Below are 18,419 nucleotides of genomic sequence, written 5' to 3' on the forward strand. Positions count from 1 at the left end.
ATAAGGCCTTTACATTCACCAGGCAAGACGCTTTCTGCATCGCAGAAAGTGAGGTAATGCGTGGATCTTAAAAGCATAAATCTAATTTATGATTTTGAATTCAGTATATTAGCTAATCTGGTGGAGTAGGGGTTACAACATGGCAGAACTCACTCAAGGCCGAGTCGATATCATTTCTCGTGAAAACGGCACACTGATCTCTCAGTCCAACGGCGGTTTAACTCAAACAATTAACCTCGCAGAACCCAGCATAGTGCGCATCAACGGCACGCGCGCCATGGTGGTTCAATACGAACGTCAGGGTGACGATCTTATTCTGCATATGCGCGACGGCAGCACCGTACGCTATCAGAAATTTTTCTTTGACGATGTCGAAGGCGAACACAGCGAACTGGTTTTTGATGATGGCGTAAATCCCCCGGAACACGCGCTGTTTCCCACCACAGCGGAAGGCACAGACCTGGCCGCTGCGTCAGTTACACCTACCTATGAATCTCTCAACAGCGTGGATCCGCTGCTGCTGGCTGAAAATGCCAATATCTCAGCGGGTGTCTTAACCGCCGGCGGTTTAGGTGTGCTGGGTCTGGCGGGTATCGCCATCGGCGCAGCGGGCGGTGGTGGTGGCGGTGGCGGCGGTGGTGGCAATGACGGCGGCACAGACAACCCTGCGCCAGGCACCCCGACTATCAGCATCAATCCCTTTGCCGGTGACAATGTGCTGGATAACGCGGAAAAAACCGCGACGCAAACCCTCAGCGGTAACACCACTAACGTGGAGGCGGGCCAGCTGGTCACCATCACGCTGGGCGGTCAGAACTACAGCGCCACGGTCGGTGCGGATGGCAGCTGGAGCATCAACGTACCTGCCGATGCGTTAGCTGCATTAGCCGCGGGTAACACCAGCATCAGCGTTTCCGTTAACAACGCGGCGGGCACCGTAGCAACCAGCGATCTGGCGATCACAGTGGAAGCGCCGCCTGTGACCGAACCCGGCACGCCAGTCATCAGCATCAATCCATTTGCGGGTGACAACGTGCTGGATAACGCTGAAAAGACGGCAACACAAACCATTAGCGGCACCACCTCTAACGTGGAGGCGGGCCAGCTGGTGACTATCACGTTGGGCGGACAAAGTTACAGCGCGACGGTGGGCGCAAATGGCAGCTGGAGCGTAGGCGTTCCCGCTACGGCGCTGGCAGCGCTGGCAAACGGCGCGAATGTGATTAGCGTTACGGTTAATAATGCAGCCGGTACGCCAGCTGAGAGCAGTCTCAATATCACAGTGAATGGTGTGGACAGTGAGCCTGATTCACCGGTGATTAACATTGCTCTGTTTGCGGGCGACGATATCCTGGACAACAGCGAGAAGGGCACAGCGCAAACACTTTCTGGCACAACCAGCGATGTTGAAGCGGGTCGAGTGGTGACGATCACCCTTGGCGAGCAAACCTTCTCCGCCACGGTTAACGCCAATGGTAGTTGGAGTGTCACTATCCCGCCTGAGGTTTTGTCAGCACTGGCTGCAGGTTCAGTCACGATCACCGCGACGGTAAGCAACGCCGCAGGGATTGTAGTGACAGAAACGCGCGAAGTTTCTGTGGAAGCGCCAGGAATCCCTGCGGAGCCTGGCGTTACACTCACCACACCTTTTGGCGATGGCGTACTCGATCCGGGTGAAAAAGAGATTGCACAAACACTGAGCGGTTCTACCACCAATATCGAAGCGGGTCAGACAGTTACCGTTACGCTCAATGGCACAAATTATACCGCCTTGGTGGCTGAAGACGGCAGCTGGAGCGTGGTGCTTCCGGCTGACGCATTGGCTGCGCTGGCTGCGGGTAATGCCACGCTGACTATCAGCGTGACCACCGCGAACGGAACCGTGGTTAGCGAAGATTACAACTTCCTGGTCGGCACGCCAGCCGTAACGGAACCGACCATCACACTGGATAACTTCGCCGGTGACAACGTTCTCGATGAAACGGAAAAAGGTCTTGGGCAAGTTCTCAGCGGTACGACCACCAATGTTGAGGAAGGTCAGTTTGTCACCTTAACGTTGAACGGCCAGGTTTATAGCGCTGCCGTTGGCGCGGAGGGTAACTGGAGTATTACGTTACCGCCTGCGCTGTTGCAGTCGCTGGCAGCGGGAGAGTTGACGCTGGCCGTGAGTGTCTCGAATGCGTCTGGCGGCACCGCCACCGGAACGGTGGACGTCACAGTAGAAGCGGGACCGCCGACGATTGCGGCGGCAGTGTTTGCTGGCGATGGTGTGCTTGATGCCACTGAAGCGGCTGGCCCGCTGACGTTGAGTGGGACAACCACGGGCGTAGAAGCGGGAAATACCGTGTCAGTGACGTTCAACGGCAATAATTACACGGGCATCGTTGGGCCGGATGGCAGTTGGAGCATTGCGCTGCCTGATGGTGTCTTGGCCGATGTAGCGCCGGGCGCTGCATCGCTGGTGGTCATCGTCACCAATAATTCTGGCACCGAAGCCACGCAACAAATTAATTACACGGTTGCTGCGCCTGAGCCACAGCCAGGCGATCCGGTTATTAGCGTTGATGCTTTCACCGGCGATGATGTGCTGGATAACAGCGAAAAGGGCAGCGATCAAACCGTAAGCGGTACTACCACTGACGTCGAAGCCGGGCAAGTGGTCACGCTGACGCTCAACGGGCAAAGCTACAGCGGCACGGTGGAAAGTGACGGCGCATGGAGCATTAACGTTCCTTCTTCTGCGCTGACTGCATTGGCAACCGGCACTGCGAGTTTCGCTGTCAGCGTGAGCAACGCGGCAGGAGATGTTGCCACAGTTACCCATGACGTCACTGTAAATGCCCCGTTGCCGACCCTTAGCGTGAATGCTTTTACTGACGACGGCGTGCTGGACGGCATCGAGCAGGGCAGCGATCAAACTCTGAGCGGCAACACCACCAACATTGAAGCGGGTCAAATCGTTACGGTCACGCTGGGCGGTGAATCGTTCACCAGCACCGTTGCCGCAGATGGCAGTTGGCGCGTGACTCTGCCAGCCGCTACCCTTGGCACGTTAGCGGAAGGCACTAACACCGCTTCGGTCAGTGTCACCAATGTGGCAGGTGAGACGGCCTCCAGTGATTACAACTTCACCGTTACGCTGCCAGTCACAGCCGAACCAACCATTACAGTGAACGCCTTCGCCGGTGATGATGTGCTGGATGTGGGCGAAAAAGCAGCAGCCAGACGTTGTCCGGTACCACTGAAAACGTTGAGCAAGGTGCAGTTGTCACCGTTAGCCTGGACGGCCAAAGCTGGAGCGCCACGGTCTCTGGCAATGGCAGTTGGAGCGTGAGCATTCCGGCTGAGGCGCTCGCCTCGCTGGCAGCAGGCAGTGCCACACTTGGCGTTTCTGTAGCCAGTGCTCAGGGCACTGCAACCGCGTCACGGACTTTCACTGTCGAAGCGCCGGATGGCGTATTAACGGTGAATCCGATCAGTGATGACGGCTATTTGAATGCGGAAGAAACCGCCAGCCCGCTGCAAATTACCGGGCAGGCAGAGAATGTGGCAGAAGGCGCCGTTATCACGGTTAATTTCAACGGTACGGATTACAGCGGTACGGTTGACGCGCAAGGTAACTGGAGTGTCACCGTCCCTGCTGACGCGCTGACCGGCTTGCAAGATGGCATCCAAACCCTGCAAATCAGCGCAACGGACAGCAACGGTAATCCAGCCAGCAGCAGTGCAACGCTCAATGTTGTCGTAGAGAACATTCCAGATGTCAGCGTAGGCACATCAGTACTGACCGATGGCACGCTGGACGCCACGGATGCTGCCAGCGACCTCAATCTCAGCGGCAGTACTGGCGCAACCGGCGCAGGCCAGACGGTAACGGTGAATGTAGGCGGTACCGATTACTCCGCTACCGTGAGTGAAGATGGAAGCTGGACGCTAACGCTGCCAGCAGCAGATTTGCAGGCGCTGCCACAGGGCGCGAGCACCGTCACCATTACTGCCCGCGACGCAGCCAATAACACCAATGTTGAAACCCTGAACTTTACCGTCGATACCGGTCCGGGCACGCCAGCTGAACCGACTATCAGCGTTAACATCTTTGCTAACGATGATCTGCTGGATAACAGCGAAAAAGCCACCGACCAAACGCTCTCTGGATCGACCACCAATGTCGAAGAAGGACAGGTAGTTACGCTTACGCTCAACGGACAAACTTACAGCGCACAGGTTGATGCTGAAGGTAACTGGAGCACCAGCGTGCCAACGGCTGACTTAATTGCACTGGCCGCGGGCACGGCAACGGTTGATGTGAGCGTCACCAACGTTGCTGGCGCAACCGCCACCAGCAGCCACGACTTTAGTGTTGCCCCAGCTGAAGGTCTGCCGGGCATCATCACCATCAGCGAACCCTTAAGCAGCGATGGCTATCTGAACGCTGACGACGCCACGCAAGATCTGATCATCACCGGAACGGCTGTTGGCGTGGCGGAAGGCCAGCTGGTAACGGTGAGCTTCAATAATGTGAACTACAGCGGCAGCGTAGCGGCTAACGGAAGTTGGTCCATTACCGTGCCGTCTACCGCCTTTGCAAATATTGCTGATGGGCTGCAGCAGGTTATCGCCAGCGTGACGGATGCTAACGGCGCAGTGGTCAGCGATCAGGCTGGATTAACGGTTGCCGTTACTGCTCAACCGCAAGTTAATCTGGATGAAACCGCCTTCAGTGACGGTGTGCTAAGCGATGCCGAAGTCGGTAGCGATCAAATTCTTAGCGGCACGACGGGTTTGCCCAGTGCAGGACAGCGGGTTGAAGTCGAACTCAATGGAAAAATTTACAGCAGCGTAGTGAATGCGGACGGTTCCTGGAGCCTTTCGCTGCCTGCAACCGATCTCGCTTTGCTGGCTCAGGGCCCTAATAGCCTGACGGTTACTGTTACGGATGCCGCGAACAACAGCAACAGCGAAATCATCAATTTCACTGTGGACAGCCTGTTACCGGTGCTAAATCTTGGCCCTGTCGCGGGTGATGATGGGGTATTAAACAGTGAGGAAATAGCCAGCGGCCTGCCGCTTACCGGTTCAGGCTCTGCGCCGGGTGACGTGGTGACGGTGTCGCTTAACGGCGCAAACTATAGCGCGGTGGTAGGCAACGATGGCAACTGGACGGTAAACGTGCCGGCTGAAGCGTTGCAAACGCTGTCAGACGGCAGCAGTTATACCCTGACCGTTACCGTAAGCGATGCCATTGGTAACGTAATCAGCCAGTCACAAACGCTGACCGTGGATACGCTCGCCCCAGCAGGCAGCATCAATGCGCCTGGCGGGGACGGCATTCTGGGTGCCAATGATTTGTCAGAGCCGCTGATTCTCAGCGGCACCGGTTCACCGGGCGACAGCGTGACCGTTACGCTCAATGGCCAAAGTTATACCGCGATTGTCGCGGATAATGGTCAGTGGAACACCTCTGTACCCACAGCCGATCTTGCCGCGCTCACCGATCCTTCTTATCCGGTTAGCGTGACAATTACGAATGCCGTGGGGAATAGCACCACGCAAGACACCACATTGAACGTGGCGACGACGCCACCACCGCTGACGGTGGGTGATTTGGGCGGTGATGGTGTCATCAATGCGGGAGAGGCTCAGCAGCCGTTAATCGTGACCGGCGTCGGTAGCAGCGGCGACACCATTACCGTGAGTCTGAACGGTCAAACCTATAGCACGGTTGTGGGCGATAACGGCAGCTGGAGCGTCAGTGTGCCTGCGGCGGATGTGGCGCAAGTGCCTAACGGGCCACAATCGGTTGCCGTCACGGCAACCGATGCCAACGGCAACACCACAACGGTTACTGATACGCTGGAGTTTGCGACTACGCCACCGCCAGCCACAGTGACGCAGCCTGCCAGCGATGGCTACATCAATATTGGTGAACACACCCAAGATTTAGAACTGAATGGCGCAGGCGGCACGCCAGGCAATAATGTCTCGGTGGTGTTTAACGGTGACACCTACACCACCACCGTTGGCAATGATGGTAACTGGTCGGTGACCGTACCGGCAGAAGCTGTCAGCCAGTTGGGTGATGGTATCTATCCCGTGACCGTCACCATCGATGATCAATATGGCAACAGCACCACCGTGGTCTCGGATGTCACCGTAGTAGCAGAAACCGCACGTACCTTAACCATTGCGCCGGTAACGGGTGATGATGTTATCGATCGCGCCGAGCAACTCAGCGATGTATTGATTACGGGTACAACAAACGTACCCGCGGGACAGCCGGTACTGCTCTCAATTAACGGGCAAACTTATGATGGCGTCGTTCAGCCTGGCGGAAGCTGGAGCGTCACGCTGCCAGCCGGTTCGCTGGGCGGCGTTGGTACCAAAGCTTATACCGTTACCATTACTGATGCAGCAGGCAATCAGGCCACTGGCAATGGCGAACTTTCAGTCGTTACCACCGCCGATCCGGTGCTGGCGATTGCGCCCATCAGTGAAGACAACGCCTACAATGCCGCCGAATCGGCCAGCGATCTGATCATCAGCGGCAGTTCGGCGAATCTGCCCGCAGAGACTATCGTCACCGTTAATGTCGGCGGCGTGAGCTATTCCAGTGCGCTGGATGAAAGCGGCGGCTGGTCGATCACCGTACCGGCGGCGATTGCCAGTGAGTTGGATCAGGGCAATCAGACTATTACAGTCACCGCGGGCGGCGTAGAGGTGACGCAAACCGTGCTGATTGCGACCACGCCATTAGCCGCACCCGTTGTTGAAACGCCGTTTGATGACGGCGTGTTAAACAGCAACGAAGTGAATGTCCCTCAAACCCTGAGCGGCACCGCAGCGGCAGGGCAAACCGTCACCGTCACGGTGGGGGATAATAGCTATCCCACCACGGTGGACCCGCAGGGGAACTGGAGCGTTAACATCCCACCGAGCGCGTTACAGGGGCTGGGACAAGGTGCTAACACGATTATCGTTACGGTCAGTGATGCGGCTGGCAATGCCACCAGCACCACCGTGCCGATCACGGTTGACACCGGTACGCCAACAGCAACCATCAACCCTGTTGCTGGAGACGGCATCATTAATGCGGCTGAAGCAGAAAATGATGTGCTGGTGCGCGGCAGTGCCGCACCTGGCAGCAGCGTCAGTGTGGAACTGAACGGCGAAACTTACGCCGCCACGGTGGCGCAGGATGGCAGTTGGGTGGCCACCTTGCCAGCCGCCGATCTGCAAGCGCTGGCGGAGGGTCGCTACGATCTGAACGTCACGGTGACGACAGCGAACGGCAATAGCGGCACCACCTCTTCCGCACTGACTATTGATACCACTGCGCCGACTTTCGTCTTTAATTCGCCAGCTGGCGATGGCGTTCTTAACGCCAGCGAACAGGCAAATGGTGTCACCTTCACCGGCAGCGGCAGCGCCGGCGATAACGTCAGTCTGACGCTGGATAATGTGACGTATACCGGCACGGTAGATGAAAACGGTCAGTGGGCGCTGGATATTCCTGCCAGCAACCTGGCGGGCCTCACTAATGGTAACTATCCCATTACGGTGATCGTCAGCGATGCTGCGGGCAATACCGCGAGCGAGACCCGTAATCTGACGGTTGATACCAGCGCTCCGCCATTGGTCGTCAACCCGGTTAGCGGCGATTACAACCTTAACACCAACGATCTGACGCAACCGCTGACTATCAGCGGATCGGGTCAAAACGGCGATCAGGTGAGTGTGAACCTGAACGGTAAGTTTTACCGTACGCAGGTGGGTGTGAATGGATTGTGGTCGTTGCAAATTGCACCCACCGATCTACAAGCACTGCCGCCGGGTACGAATCCCCTGATGATTACCCTTACGGATGCACAGGGCAACCAAACAACGGTCACCAGCGACCTGAATGTGGCGACCGATCCACTGGTGCTGCCGACCATTACGGTTGATAGCGCAGGCTTCGCCGGTGATGGCATCTTAAACGCCGCAGAACAGCAGCAACCGCAAACGCTGAGTGGTTCAACCACCAATGTTGAACAAGGCCAGCAGGTTTCCGTCACGCTGGAGGGTACAACCTACACCGGCGTAGTGGGCGCAAACGGTGAATGGAGCATTATTCTACCTCCGGCGGCGTTGGCAACGCTGGCTGACGGTAGCCAAACACTGACAGTGAATGTGATCAACGCCGTGGGCAATACCAGCAGCGGTGAAGCGACATTCACTGTTGATAGCAGCGTGGGTGGCGTGGCTTTGGCACCGGTGAGCGGCGATAACTATCTCAATGCCGCTGAAGTTGGCGGTGAGGTTACCTTTGGCGGTAGCACCAGCAACATTGCGGCGGGCAGCATCGTTACGGTGAACGTAAACGGGGCGGATTATTCCACCACGGTCGGCGCAGAGGGAAACTGGACACTGACACTGCCTGCGGGCACCTTCAGCGACGTTGCGGAGGGTGCGCTGACTGTGACCACCACCGTCACCGATGCTAACGGCCTGACATTGGCCTCACAAACTGACACGCTGAACGTTCTAACCACCACGCCACCAGCTACCGCAGGTGTGGCGTTTGGCGATGGCATTCTCAATGCAGATGAAGCCGCTGCTAACGGGGCGATCAGCGGCACAACCGGCGTCGGCAATCCGGGCCAGGTAGTGACTATTTCCCTGAATGGCGTGGATTACAGTGGGCTGGCTGACGCAACAGGCGCCTGGCAGGTTTCGATCCCGGCCGAAGTGTTGGCAGCGCTGCCCAATGGCAGCACGCCATACAGCGTCACCGTGACCGATATTGCTGGCAACAGCAGTAGCGCCCAAGGCACTTTTGAAGTCAATACGCTGCCGCCAGCGTTAACCCTGAATGAGCCAGCGGGCGACGGCATCCTCAATGCCACTGAAGTCACGCAGCCGCTGAATCTCACCGGCACCAGTGAAGGCAATGCGCTGATTTCAGCCACCTTCAATGGCACCACTTACAGCGTTAACGCCGATGCAGACGGCAACTGGACACTGCCTGTACCGGCAGAAGCGTTTGCCGGAGTAGTCAACGGTAGCTATCCGCTGACCGTCACGGCCAGCAATGCGGCAGGTAATGTCACCACTGAAGTCAGCAGCTTAACGGTGAAAGCCGATGCTGCCAGCCTACCGACGTTGGCCCTGAATCCGTTTGCCGGTGACAACACGGTGGATGGCGCAGAACGACAAACCGATCAAATCCTTTCAGGAACCACCACGAACGTAGAGGCGGGCCAGATCGTGACGTTGACGATTGGCGGTCAACCCTTTACTGGCGTTGTGCAAGCGAGTGGCGACTGGAGCCTGACTGTCCCTTCCGGTGTGCTGACGGCGTTAGCCGATGGCACGGCAACTTATACAGTGGCCGTCAGTGATGTGGCGGGCAACGTGGCATCGGGTAATGTGACGATTACCGCTAACAGCACGGCATCTGGCCTGTCGCTGGATGCGCTAAGCGGTGATAACTATCTGAATCTGAATGAAAGCGCGGATCCGTTGATTGTGACGGGCACCTCGGCCAACGTCGGTGAAGGCGGCATCGTCACGCTGTTGCTGAACAACGTGGGCTACAGTGGCGTGGTCTCTGCGACAGGAACCTGGAATATTATTGTGCCTGCCGAGGCGCTGGCAAACCTGCCGGATGGACCACAGACCCTGACGGTGACAGCAGCAGACTCAACGGGCGCAACCCTCAGCAGCACCGCCACGCTGAATGTGATCATCAATAACTTGCCTGATGCAGCCATAACCACGCAATTGGGTGGCGGTACGCTGAATGCCACGGATGTCGGCTCTGCGCAAACCCTGAGCGGCTCAACTGGCGTGACGGGCGATGGTCAAGCGGTCAGCGTGACATTAAACGGCTCTGACTACAGCGGTACGGTCGATGGCAACGGCAACTGGAGCATCACGCTTCCTGCTGAGGCGCTGGATGCACTGGACGAAGGCACCACGGATTATGTTGTCACGGTAAGTGATGCAGCAGGGAACACCAGCGCGGTAAACGGCAGCGTCGATATTGATCTCACACCACCCACCCTTACCCTGGGCGCGGTGGCGGGAGATAACGTCGTCAATGTGGCTGAAAGCGCTGAGGTCATTACCCTGACCGGTAACAGCGATGCAACGGGCCAAACGGTGACCATTACCTTGAATAATCAGGTCTGGACCACCACCGTGGGTAACGATGGCAACTGGAGCCTGGATCTGCCCGCCGGTGTGCTGGCGGGTGTGCCTGCTGGTGCATACACGTTGACCGCCACGGTCAGCGATGCGGCAGGCAACAGTTTCACTGAAACGCGCGAGATCAATGTTGCCACTGGCGAGCTGGCGATCAGCATCGAACCGCCGTTTACGGAGGGTTATCTGAGTCAGGCTGAGGCGGGGCAAAACCAAACGCTGAGCGGCACGACGGGCGTTACCGGTGAAGGACAAACCGTTACGGTAACGCTCGGAGGAACGGATTATCCTGCTGAAGTGGATGCCAATGGTAACTGGACGCTGACCTTAGAGAGCAGCGTGCTGCAAGGGCTTGATCAAGGTATCACGACGCTTGTGGTTAACGTTGCGGATGCCGCCGGCAATACAGGCAGCCTGGAAAGCAGCGTGACGGTTGATTTCGTTGCGCCAACGCTGACCGTTAATGACATCGCGGATGATAACGTCATTAACTCGATTGAAGTTTTGCAGGAAATTCCAATCAGCGGCACCGCGTCGTTAGCGGATGTCGGACAAACCGTGACCGTGACATTTAATGGTCAGGCTTATCAAACGCTGGTGCTTTCAGATGGCACCTGGAGCGTGAATTTACCGGCCAGTGCAATACAGGGCTTAACGGATGGCGATTACCCGGTGGGGATCTCGCTGACCGATGCGGCGGGTAACACCACCAACATCAGCCAGACCGTGACGCGTGATGCCGATGCCGTTGATCTTCCTACCTTATCGGTGGGTGCGATCAGTGATGATAACTACGTCAATCGCGTTGAGGCAGGTGAGGCGCTGACGATCAGTGGCACCAGCACCAATCTGGCTGAAGGGCAACTTGTCACTGTCACGCTGAATGGTCAGAGCTACAGCGGGACAGTCGAGGCGAATGGTAACTGGACGGCGACAGTGCCCGCTGCAGATGTTGGCGCGCTGGCGGATGGTGAGCAGGTTATCGTGGTGACTGCCGCAGACAGTTCAGGTAATCCAGCCAGCAGCAGCAGCAGTTTTGTGGTGGTTGCCAGCGAGGCTGTTCAGCCCACGCTCAGCGTCAATGTGGTAGCAGGTGATGATGTGATCAACGCCAGCGAGGCGGGAGAAACCTTGGTGTTGAGCGGCGGCAGTACGTTACTGCTGCAAGGCACGGAAGTGACTGTCACGTTGAATGATATCGATTACAGCACCACCATTGATGCAAACGGAAACTGGAGCATTTCAGTGCCGGCTGACGTTGTCGCTGATCTACCGCAAGGGGCATTAACCCTGACGGTTACGGCGAATGATGAAGCGGGCAACCCGGCAAACATCAGCCACGATGTTACGGTGAACAGCGATCTGCCCGCCTTGAGTGGTATTTCACTCAGCGCAGGTGACACCTTAAATCTTGCCGAGTCGCTGCAGGATTTGGTGGTCAGCGGCACCACTGAAGCCAATCTTCCGGTTTCAGTGACGCTCAATGGCATCACTTACACCACCACAGCCGCAGAGAATGGCAGCTGGAGTTTGTCGATTCCTGCGGCCGATCTGCAACAGTTAGCGGATGGCGGAACCACCCTGAACATTGCGGTAACGGATGCCGATGGCAACACCGCCACCGATACCGCTGATCTTAACGTGGCCTTTAATACGCTGCCTACACTGACGCTGGAGCTGCCGTTTGGCGATGCCTTGCTCAGTCAAGCCGATGTGGGTATTGAACAAACGCTGAGCGGCACTTCCAGCGAACTCGCTGAAAATACGGTAATCACCGTAGATATTGGCGAACTCAGTTTCACCACGCAGGTTGGCGCAGATGGCAACTGGAGTCTGACGCTGCCAGCCAATACGTTGACCGCTGTCGCTGATGGCATTACTCAGCTTACCGTAACGGCCAATGATGCAGCGGGTAACCCAGCACAAGCGTCTGCCAGTGTAGAAGTTCTTCAGACGCCGCCAGCGCTGCCAACAATTGGCGAGACACAGTTTGGCGATAACGTGATTAACAGCACGGAAGCGGGAACGGTACAGTTGATTACCGGCACCATCGACGCCAGTGATGGGCAAACCGTGACGGTGAATGTGGATGGCAATCCACTCACAGTCACCGTTGATGCTAACGGTAACTGGACAGCCAGCTTGCCGCCAACGCTGATCGCCAGCCTGGGTAACGGAACGCACACCCTCACCGTGGTCACTACCGACCGTGCCGGCAACACGTCCGAGGCAACACAAGACTTTACCTCGGCCATCACCGCCATAGCTCAACCCACGCTCGATACACCGTTTGGCGATGGACGCATCAACGCTGACGAAGCCGCGGCAGATGGAAGCCTTACCGGCAATCTCAACATTGATAATGCAGCATCAGTGAGTGTCAGCCTGAACGGAACAGTTTACCCCGCCACGATTAATGGTGACGGTACCTGGTCACTGGAATTGCCCACAGAGTTGCTGCAAACGCTGCCCGATGGCACCTGGCCAGTCACGGTAACGGTTACCGACAATGTCGGGAATACCGCCTCAATCGACGGCTCGGTGCAGGTGGTGGTGAACACCTTGCCAGACGTGACCCTGAACCTGCCCTTTGGTAACGGTGCGCTGGATGCGACGGAAGCTGCAACCGCGCAAACGCTGAGTGGAACAACGGGTATCACGGGCGCAGGTCAGGCGGTCGGCGTGACCATTGAGGGCCTGAATAACGACCAGCCATTCAACGCCACCGTGCTTGAAGATGGCTCATGGACATTGACGTTAAGCCCCGCCGATTTGGCAACCCTGGCGAATGGCACGCACACCATCAGCGTTACGGCGACAGACATTGCGGGCAACAGCGACACGACATCACTGGATGTAATTACCGCTGTCACTGCTCCAGCACCGACCTTCGCGCCGAATCAGTTTGGCGATGATAACGTGCTCAACATCAGCGAGGCCGCCAATGGCCTGGCACTAACCGGTACCACAGGTAGTACCGGGGCCAATCAGGCAGTGAGTATCACGGTCGATGTTAACGGCACGCGTTATACCGGTACCGTGAGCGAGCAAGGTGAGTGGAACGTCAATATACCGGCAGGTGCGCTGAGTTCGCTGGGCAATGGCAGCCATACGCTGAACGTGACGGTAGTTGATGCCGCAGGTAACAGCGTGACGTCGCCGTTTACCTTTACTTCCGATCTCACCCCGCTGCGCCCAACGGTTGACGCACAGTTTGATGATGGCTTCATTAATGCGGCTCAAGCCGCAGAAGACTTCACGCTGAGCGGTACCACCGGTAAAGCGGGAGCAGGTCAGACCGTGACTGTCACCATGGGCGATGAAAGCTATGCGGCAACGGTCGATGAAAACGGCGGCTGGACGGTGCTCATCACGTCTGAAGAGCTGGCCGGTTTTGCAGATGGCAGTTATCCCGTTTCGGTGACAGCAACGGACGTTAACGGCAATACGGCGACGATCAGCAATACCTTGGTGGTCGATACCACGCCACCGACGATCACCGTTAATGCATTTGCTGGCGACAATGCGCTGAATTATGCCGAAAGTATCCAGCCACAAGTTCTGAGTGGCTCGGCAACGGGCGCGCAAACGGGTTCAGTGCTAACCGTGAGCTTAAACGGCACGGCGTTGGGTACGGCAACGGTAGGAAGTGATGGCACATGGAGCCTGACTTTAACGCCAGCGCAGTTGGCAACCTTCACTTCAGGTTCTAACACCGTCACCTTTACCGTTAGCGATCTGGCGGGTAACCCCGCGACGGAAACTGTCACCTATGCAGTGGATCTCACACCGCCACCGGGACCATTGGTAACGCTGGGTGCAGTTTCTGGCGATAACATTGTCAGCACGGTTGATCAGGCGCAGGGATCGGTAGCCATCACTGGCACCTCCGCAAACCTGGGCGCGGGCGGCGTGGTTGAGGTGGTGATTGGCACAACAACCTACACCACAACCATTGATGGCAGCGGTAACTGGAGCACTTCCGTGCCGGCCACCGCTTTTGGCGATAGCGATGGAAACGTAGCGGTAACGGTCAATGCCAGCGGCGCTAACGGTTCTGTCACTACCGGCGGCAATGTGGTGGTTGATCTTACGCCGCCAACGTTGACGATTAACAACTTCGCCACTGACAACGTGGTCAACGCCAATGAAAGCGAGGTACGTCAATCCATCAGCGGGACGGCTTCCACTTCGGAAGTGGGGCGCACCGTGGTGGTCACGCTCAATGGCAAAACCTACAACGCCATTGTGCAGGGTGACGGTAGCTGGTCTACCAATGTTCCCGCAGCGGATATGCAGGCGCTGGCTGACGGTTCGCAAACTATCACCGCTCAGCTCAGCGATGCGGCAGGTAACGTTACCAATGCCAACGAAGCTATCACTGTAGATACCTCAGCACCGCTGATTGAGCTGGACGCGTTCCTGGGTGACAACCTGATCAACGCCGCCGATATTCTGGCAACGCAGGTGTTAACCGGCAGAGCACCTGGCGCAGAAGGCGAAACCGTTTATCTCTATGCTGGCGACAGCGCGCCCCTTGCCTCGGCGGTGGTGGCTGCTGATGGCACGTTTAGTCTGGATCTCTCGCCACAGGTGCTGGGCAGCCTGACGGAAGGCGCGCTGGTGTTTGGCGTGCGTGTCACTGATGACGCTGGCAACCAAACGGATGCCACATTGACCGTTAACAAAGTGGTCAACGCAGCGCTGAATCTGGTGGTCGACTCGGTGTTTGGCGACGGAACCTTGAGTGCCGTCGATACCACTGTCGCACAGATCATCAGCGGTACTGCAGAATCGGCTGGCGTTGGAGCGATCGTCTCCGTGGTCGTGGGCGGCACTTCGCTCACTGCATCGGTGGGTCAGGATGGCAAATGGGCCATCGTGGTCCCGCCAAACGTGCTGGATCTGCTCACTGATGGCCAGTTAGCGTTGGATGTTACCTTGACCGATGCCGCTGGCAACAGTCGCACCGTAGGTGAAACGGTCACCGCCATTGTTGATGCGGTACCCGTGGTGGGGAATCTCGTCGGGCTGTTTGGTGGCGATAACCTGCTGAATATTGCGGAAGCTGCGGCGGGCCAATTAATCGGTGGCGTCATTGAAAACGCTGCGGAAGGTTCGCAGGTCACCGTGACTTTCGGCAGTCGCAGTTATACCACGACGGTGCAGGCTGGCGGCAACTGGAGCGTCACGCTGCCGACGGGCGATCTGACCTCCTTGTTGAATGGTGATTTGTCACTGGGTGTGAGCGTGACAGATGTCGCGGGTAACGTGGCGTCCAGCAGCGCAACCATCGGCATCTTTACCCAGCAGCCGTCCATCAGCCTGACGTCGCTGTTTGGTGATGGCATCCTGAATCTGGTTGATATTGCGACCAATCAGACCATAAGCGGTGTGGTAAACAACGTCGCTGCCGGATCAACGGTGACGCTGAACGTGGGCAACAGCCAGGTTACGGCGCTAGTCGGCACCGGCGGAGCCTTTAGCGCGACGGTCACGCCAGACATTCTTTCTACTCTGGCGCAAGGCAATCTCACCGTGGGGGCCAGCGTGACGGATGCGGCAGGCAACACTGCCTCAACCAGCGCAGGTATTCGCGTTGATACGATTTTGCCCACCATCTCGGTCAATCCGCTGTTTGGCGATGGTTTGTTAAATGTGGCAGATGCACTGGTGAGCCAGGTGATTGGCGGCGTTGTTGGCGGGGCGGAAGCGGGATCGCGCGTGGTGGTTTCCATCGGCGGTCAGCAATATGCAACACTAACCGATGCCAGCGGTAACTTTAGCGTTTCGCTCTCGCCAACACTGTTACAAGGCATTGCGGATGGCAACCTGACGGTGGGCGTGAGCGTCACCGATACCGCAGGCAACACCACCAGCACCACGGCAGGCGCGCTTGTAGGCATTCATAACCTACCGAAAGTGGTACTGAATCCGCTGTTTGGCGATGGTGTACTCAACCTTGTGGAGTCATTGGTCACACAAACCGTGAGTGGTACGGTCACGGGCGTGGCGGGTGGTAGCACGGTACGACTGGCGATTGGCAGTATTAGCGCTACCGCAACAGTCAACAATGATGGCACCTTCTCGACGCAGTTAACGCCAGACCTGCTTAGTACACTGTTAGGCGGCAGCTTTACCGTCAGCGCCTCGGTGACTGATGTCGTAGGTAACACCACCACCACCCTTGCCGGTGTTCAGCTGGCAATAGGCAACCAGCCGACATTAACCCTTAATACGGTGTTTGGCGATGGCGTGTTGAGTGCAGGCGATTTGGCCTCTAACCAAACCATCAGCGGCTCCAGTAGCAATCTGGCTGCGGGTTCAACCGTGAGCGCAACGCTGAACGGCGTAACCTACACCACCAAAGTGGTCAGTGGTGGTAGCTGGAGCATCAGCGTGCCAAAAGCCGATCTTGCCGCGATCGCTGATGGCACTAAAACAGTGGCCGTCACCGCCACGGATGCTTACGGCAACGTGGCAAACGGCAGCGGCAATCTCAGCGTGATTAGCCATGTCGCCCCAACCGTTGCCATCACCTCGCTGTTTGGTGATAACGCGCTCAGTGTTGTCGATGTGAAAACAACGCAAACCATCAGTGGTACCGCCACCAATGCGGAAGGCTCGGTGATTCGCGTTACGGTGGGATCACAAACGTATAGCACCACAGTTAACGGCAGTGGTGCCTGGAGCTTGTCGGTATCGCCGGCTAACCTTGCGGCGATTGCAGATGGAACCTACACGGTGTCAGCCAGCGTGACCAACAGCGTGGGCAGCAGCGGCAGTGGAACAGCAACATTGGGCGTAGCCAGCCATAGCACCCCAACGGTTGGGCTTAACAGCTACTTCGGTACGGATGGCTACCTCAATATCGCTGAGTCCAATGTCGCGGAAACCATTAGCGGCACCAGCACGAATGCGGTGGGTGGGCAAGTGAGCGTCACGCTGGGTAGCACAACGTTAACCGGCACGATAGGGGCTAACGGTGTCTGGAACATCAGCGTCCCGTCAGAAATCTTGAAAGCGATTCCCGATGGCAGCCAGAACATGGTTGTTACCGTACGGGATATTGGTGGCAACACCGTCACCACTAACAGCGCCTTTAATGCCTTGTCGCATAATGCGCCGCTGGTGGGAGCCGATCCGGTGCTCAACATAGTGACCTCGCTGCTAACCGGATTTACGGTGAACGGAGGATCGTTATATGCAGCGCAGGGCTCAGTCGTGAAGGTCACGCTGCTCAATTCATCCGGCGGGCTTTCTAATGTCAGTGTTACCACCACCACCGATGCACTGGGTCGCTACAGCGCCAGGTTCACTTCCGGGCAGTTATTGTCGTTAAGTGGGTTGGTTCTTTCTGCGCTGACTGCGGCGCAAATAAAAATCACCGATGCGGCAGGCAATACCTCAGCGTCAAATGTCACGCTGCTGCTGGGATCGTTGCTGGCGGTGCCTGCTGCGACAACAGCTTTCAGCACGCTTTCTGTGGATGACACCGCGACAGCTGCTGCCGTTGCCGATCACAACTCAACTGCGTCAACCAGCACGGAAGCGACGACAAACGCCAAAGTGGCTGCAGTGGCGGCTTCCAGCCTGGTCACGGAAGCGGACACTGCCAGCGATACCTCGACCACCAGCAGCACTGAAACCCAGGATGCCACGGCAACCGCAGGCGTGGCAGCGGTTGCTGATGATCACAGTTACACCATCGGTGGTGTGGTGATCACGCTGGCGGACGGCACCACGGCAGAGGGCGCATCGGTAACGGGTAGCGCAGGTGATGACACGGTTAACGTCAGCACCCTGAACTTCACCCATATTGATGGCGGTGCGGGCACCGATACCCTGGTGCTCAACGGCGATCATATGACATTGGATCTTACCTCGTTGGGCCTGAAAGTAGAGCACATTGAAGTGCTGGATTTGGGTACAACCGGCACCAACGCGGTGAAACTCGATCTCAATGAAGCACTTAATATTACCGATAAGCAGAGTGATGATTTGGTGATCAAAGGGGCTGATGGCAGTCAGGTGATGTTGGCAAATACCAATGGCGGCGTGTGGGAAGTCACTGGACAGCGCACCGTGGAGGGACAAACCTTCGAGGTTTATCACAACTCGGCGCTGAGCAGCGATAACACCTTGGGCGATGTGTTAGTGCAACACAACTTGCAGGTACATGTGGTGTAAGCCCGCGTTGTAACGGTAAGGTGTACTGATGAATCAGCGAGTGT

The 18,419-nt window shown here is 57.1% G+C and carries 2 protein-coding genes; both read left to right on the forward strand.

The annotated features are described in order from the left end of the window. The first annotated feature begins 139 nt into the window (after positions 1 to 139). On the forward strand, positions 140 to 3,334 hold the full coding sequence (locus KQP84_RS09140) for an Ig-like domain-containing protein (protein ID WP_215846133.1): 3,195 nt from the start codon (positions 140 to 142) through the stop codon (positions 3,332 to 3,334). After that, entirely contained in the window at positions 3,229 to 18,375 is a 15,147-nt protein-coding gene (locus KQP84_RS09145) for an Ig-like domain-containing protein (protein ID WP_215846135.1), read from the forward strand. Before KQP84_RS09140 ends, KQP84_RS09145 begins: the two co-directional genes overlap by 106 nt. Positions 18,376 to 18,419: the final 44 nt, after the last annotated feature.

Origin of the sequence: Candidatus Pantoea bituminis, from assembly GCF_018842675.1 — a bacterium.
GTDB classification, from domain to species: Bacteria; Pseudomonadota; Gammaproteobacteria; order Enterobacterales; family Enterobacteriaceae; genus Pantoea; species Pantoea phytostimulans.

What these genes read in the sequence shown, in the direction of transcription:
- KQP84_RS09140 (WP_215846133.1), top strand. Translation starts at nt 140, where the DNA reads ATGGCAGAACTCACTCAAGGCCGAGTCGATATCATTTCTCGTGAAAAC.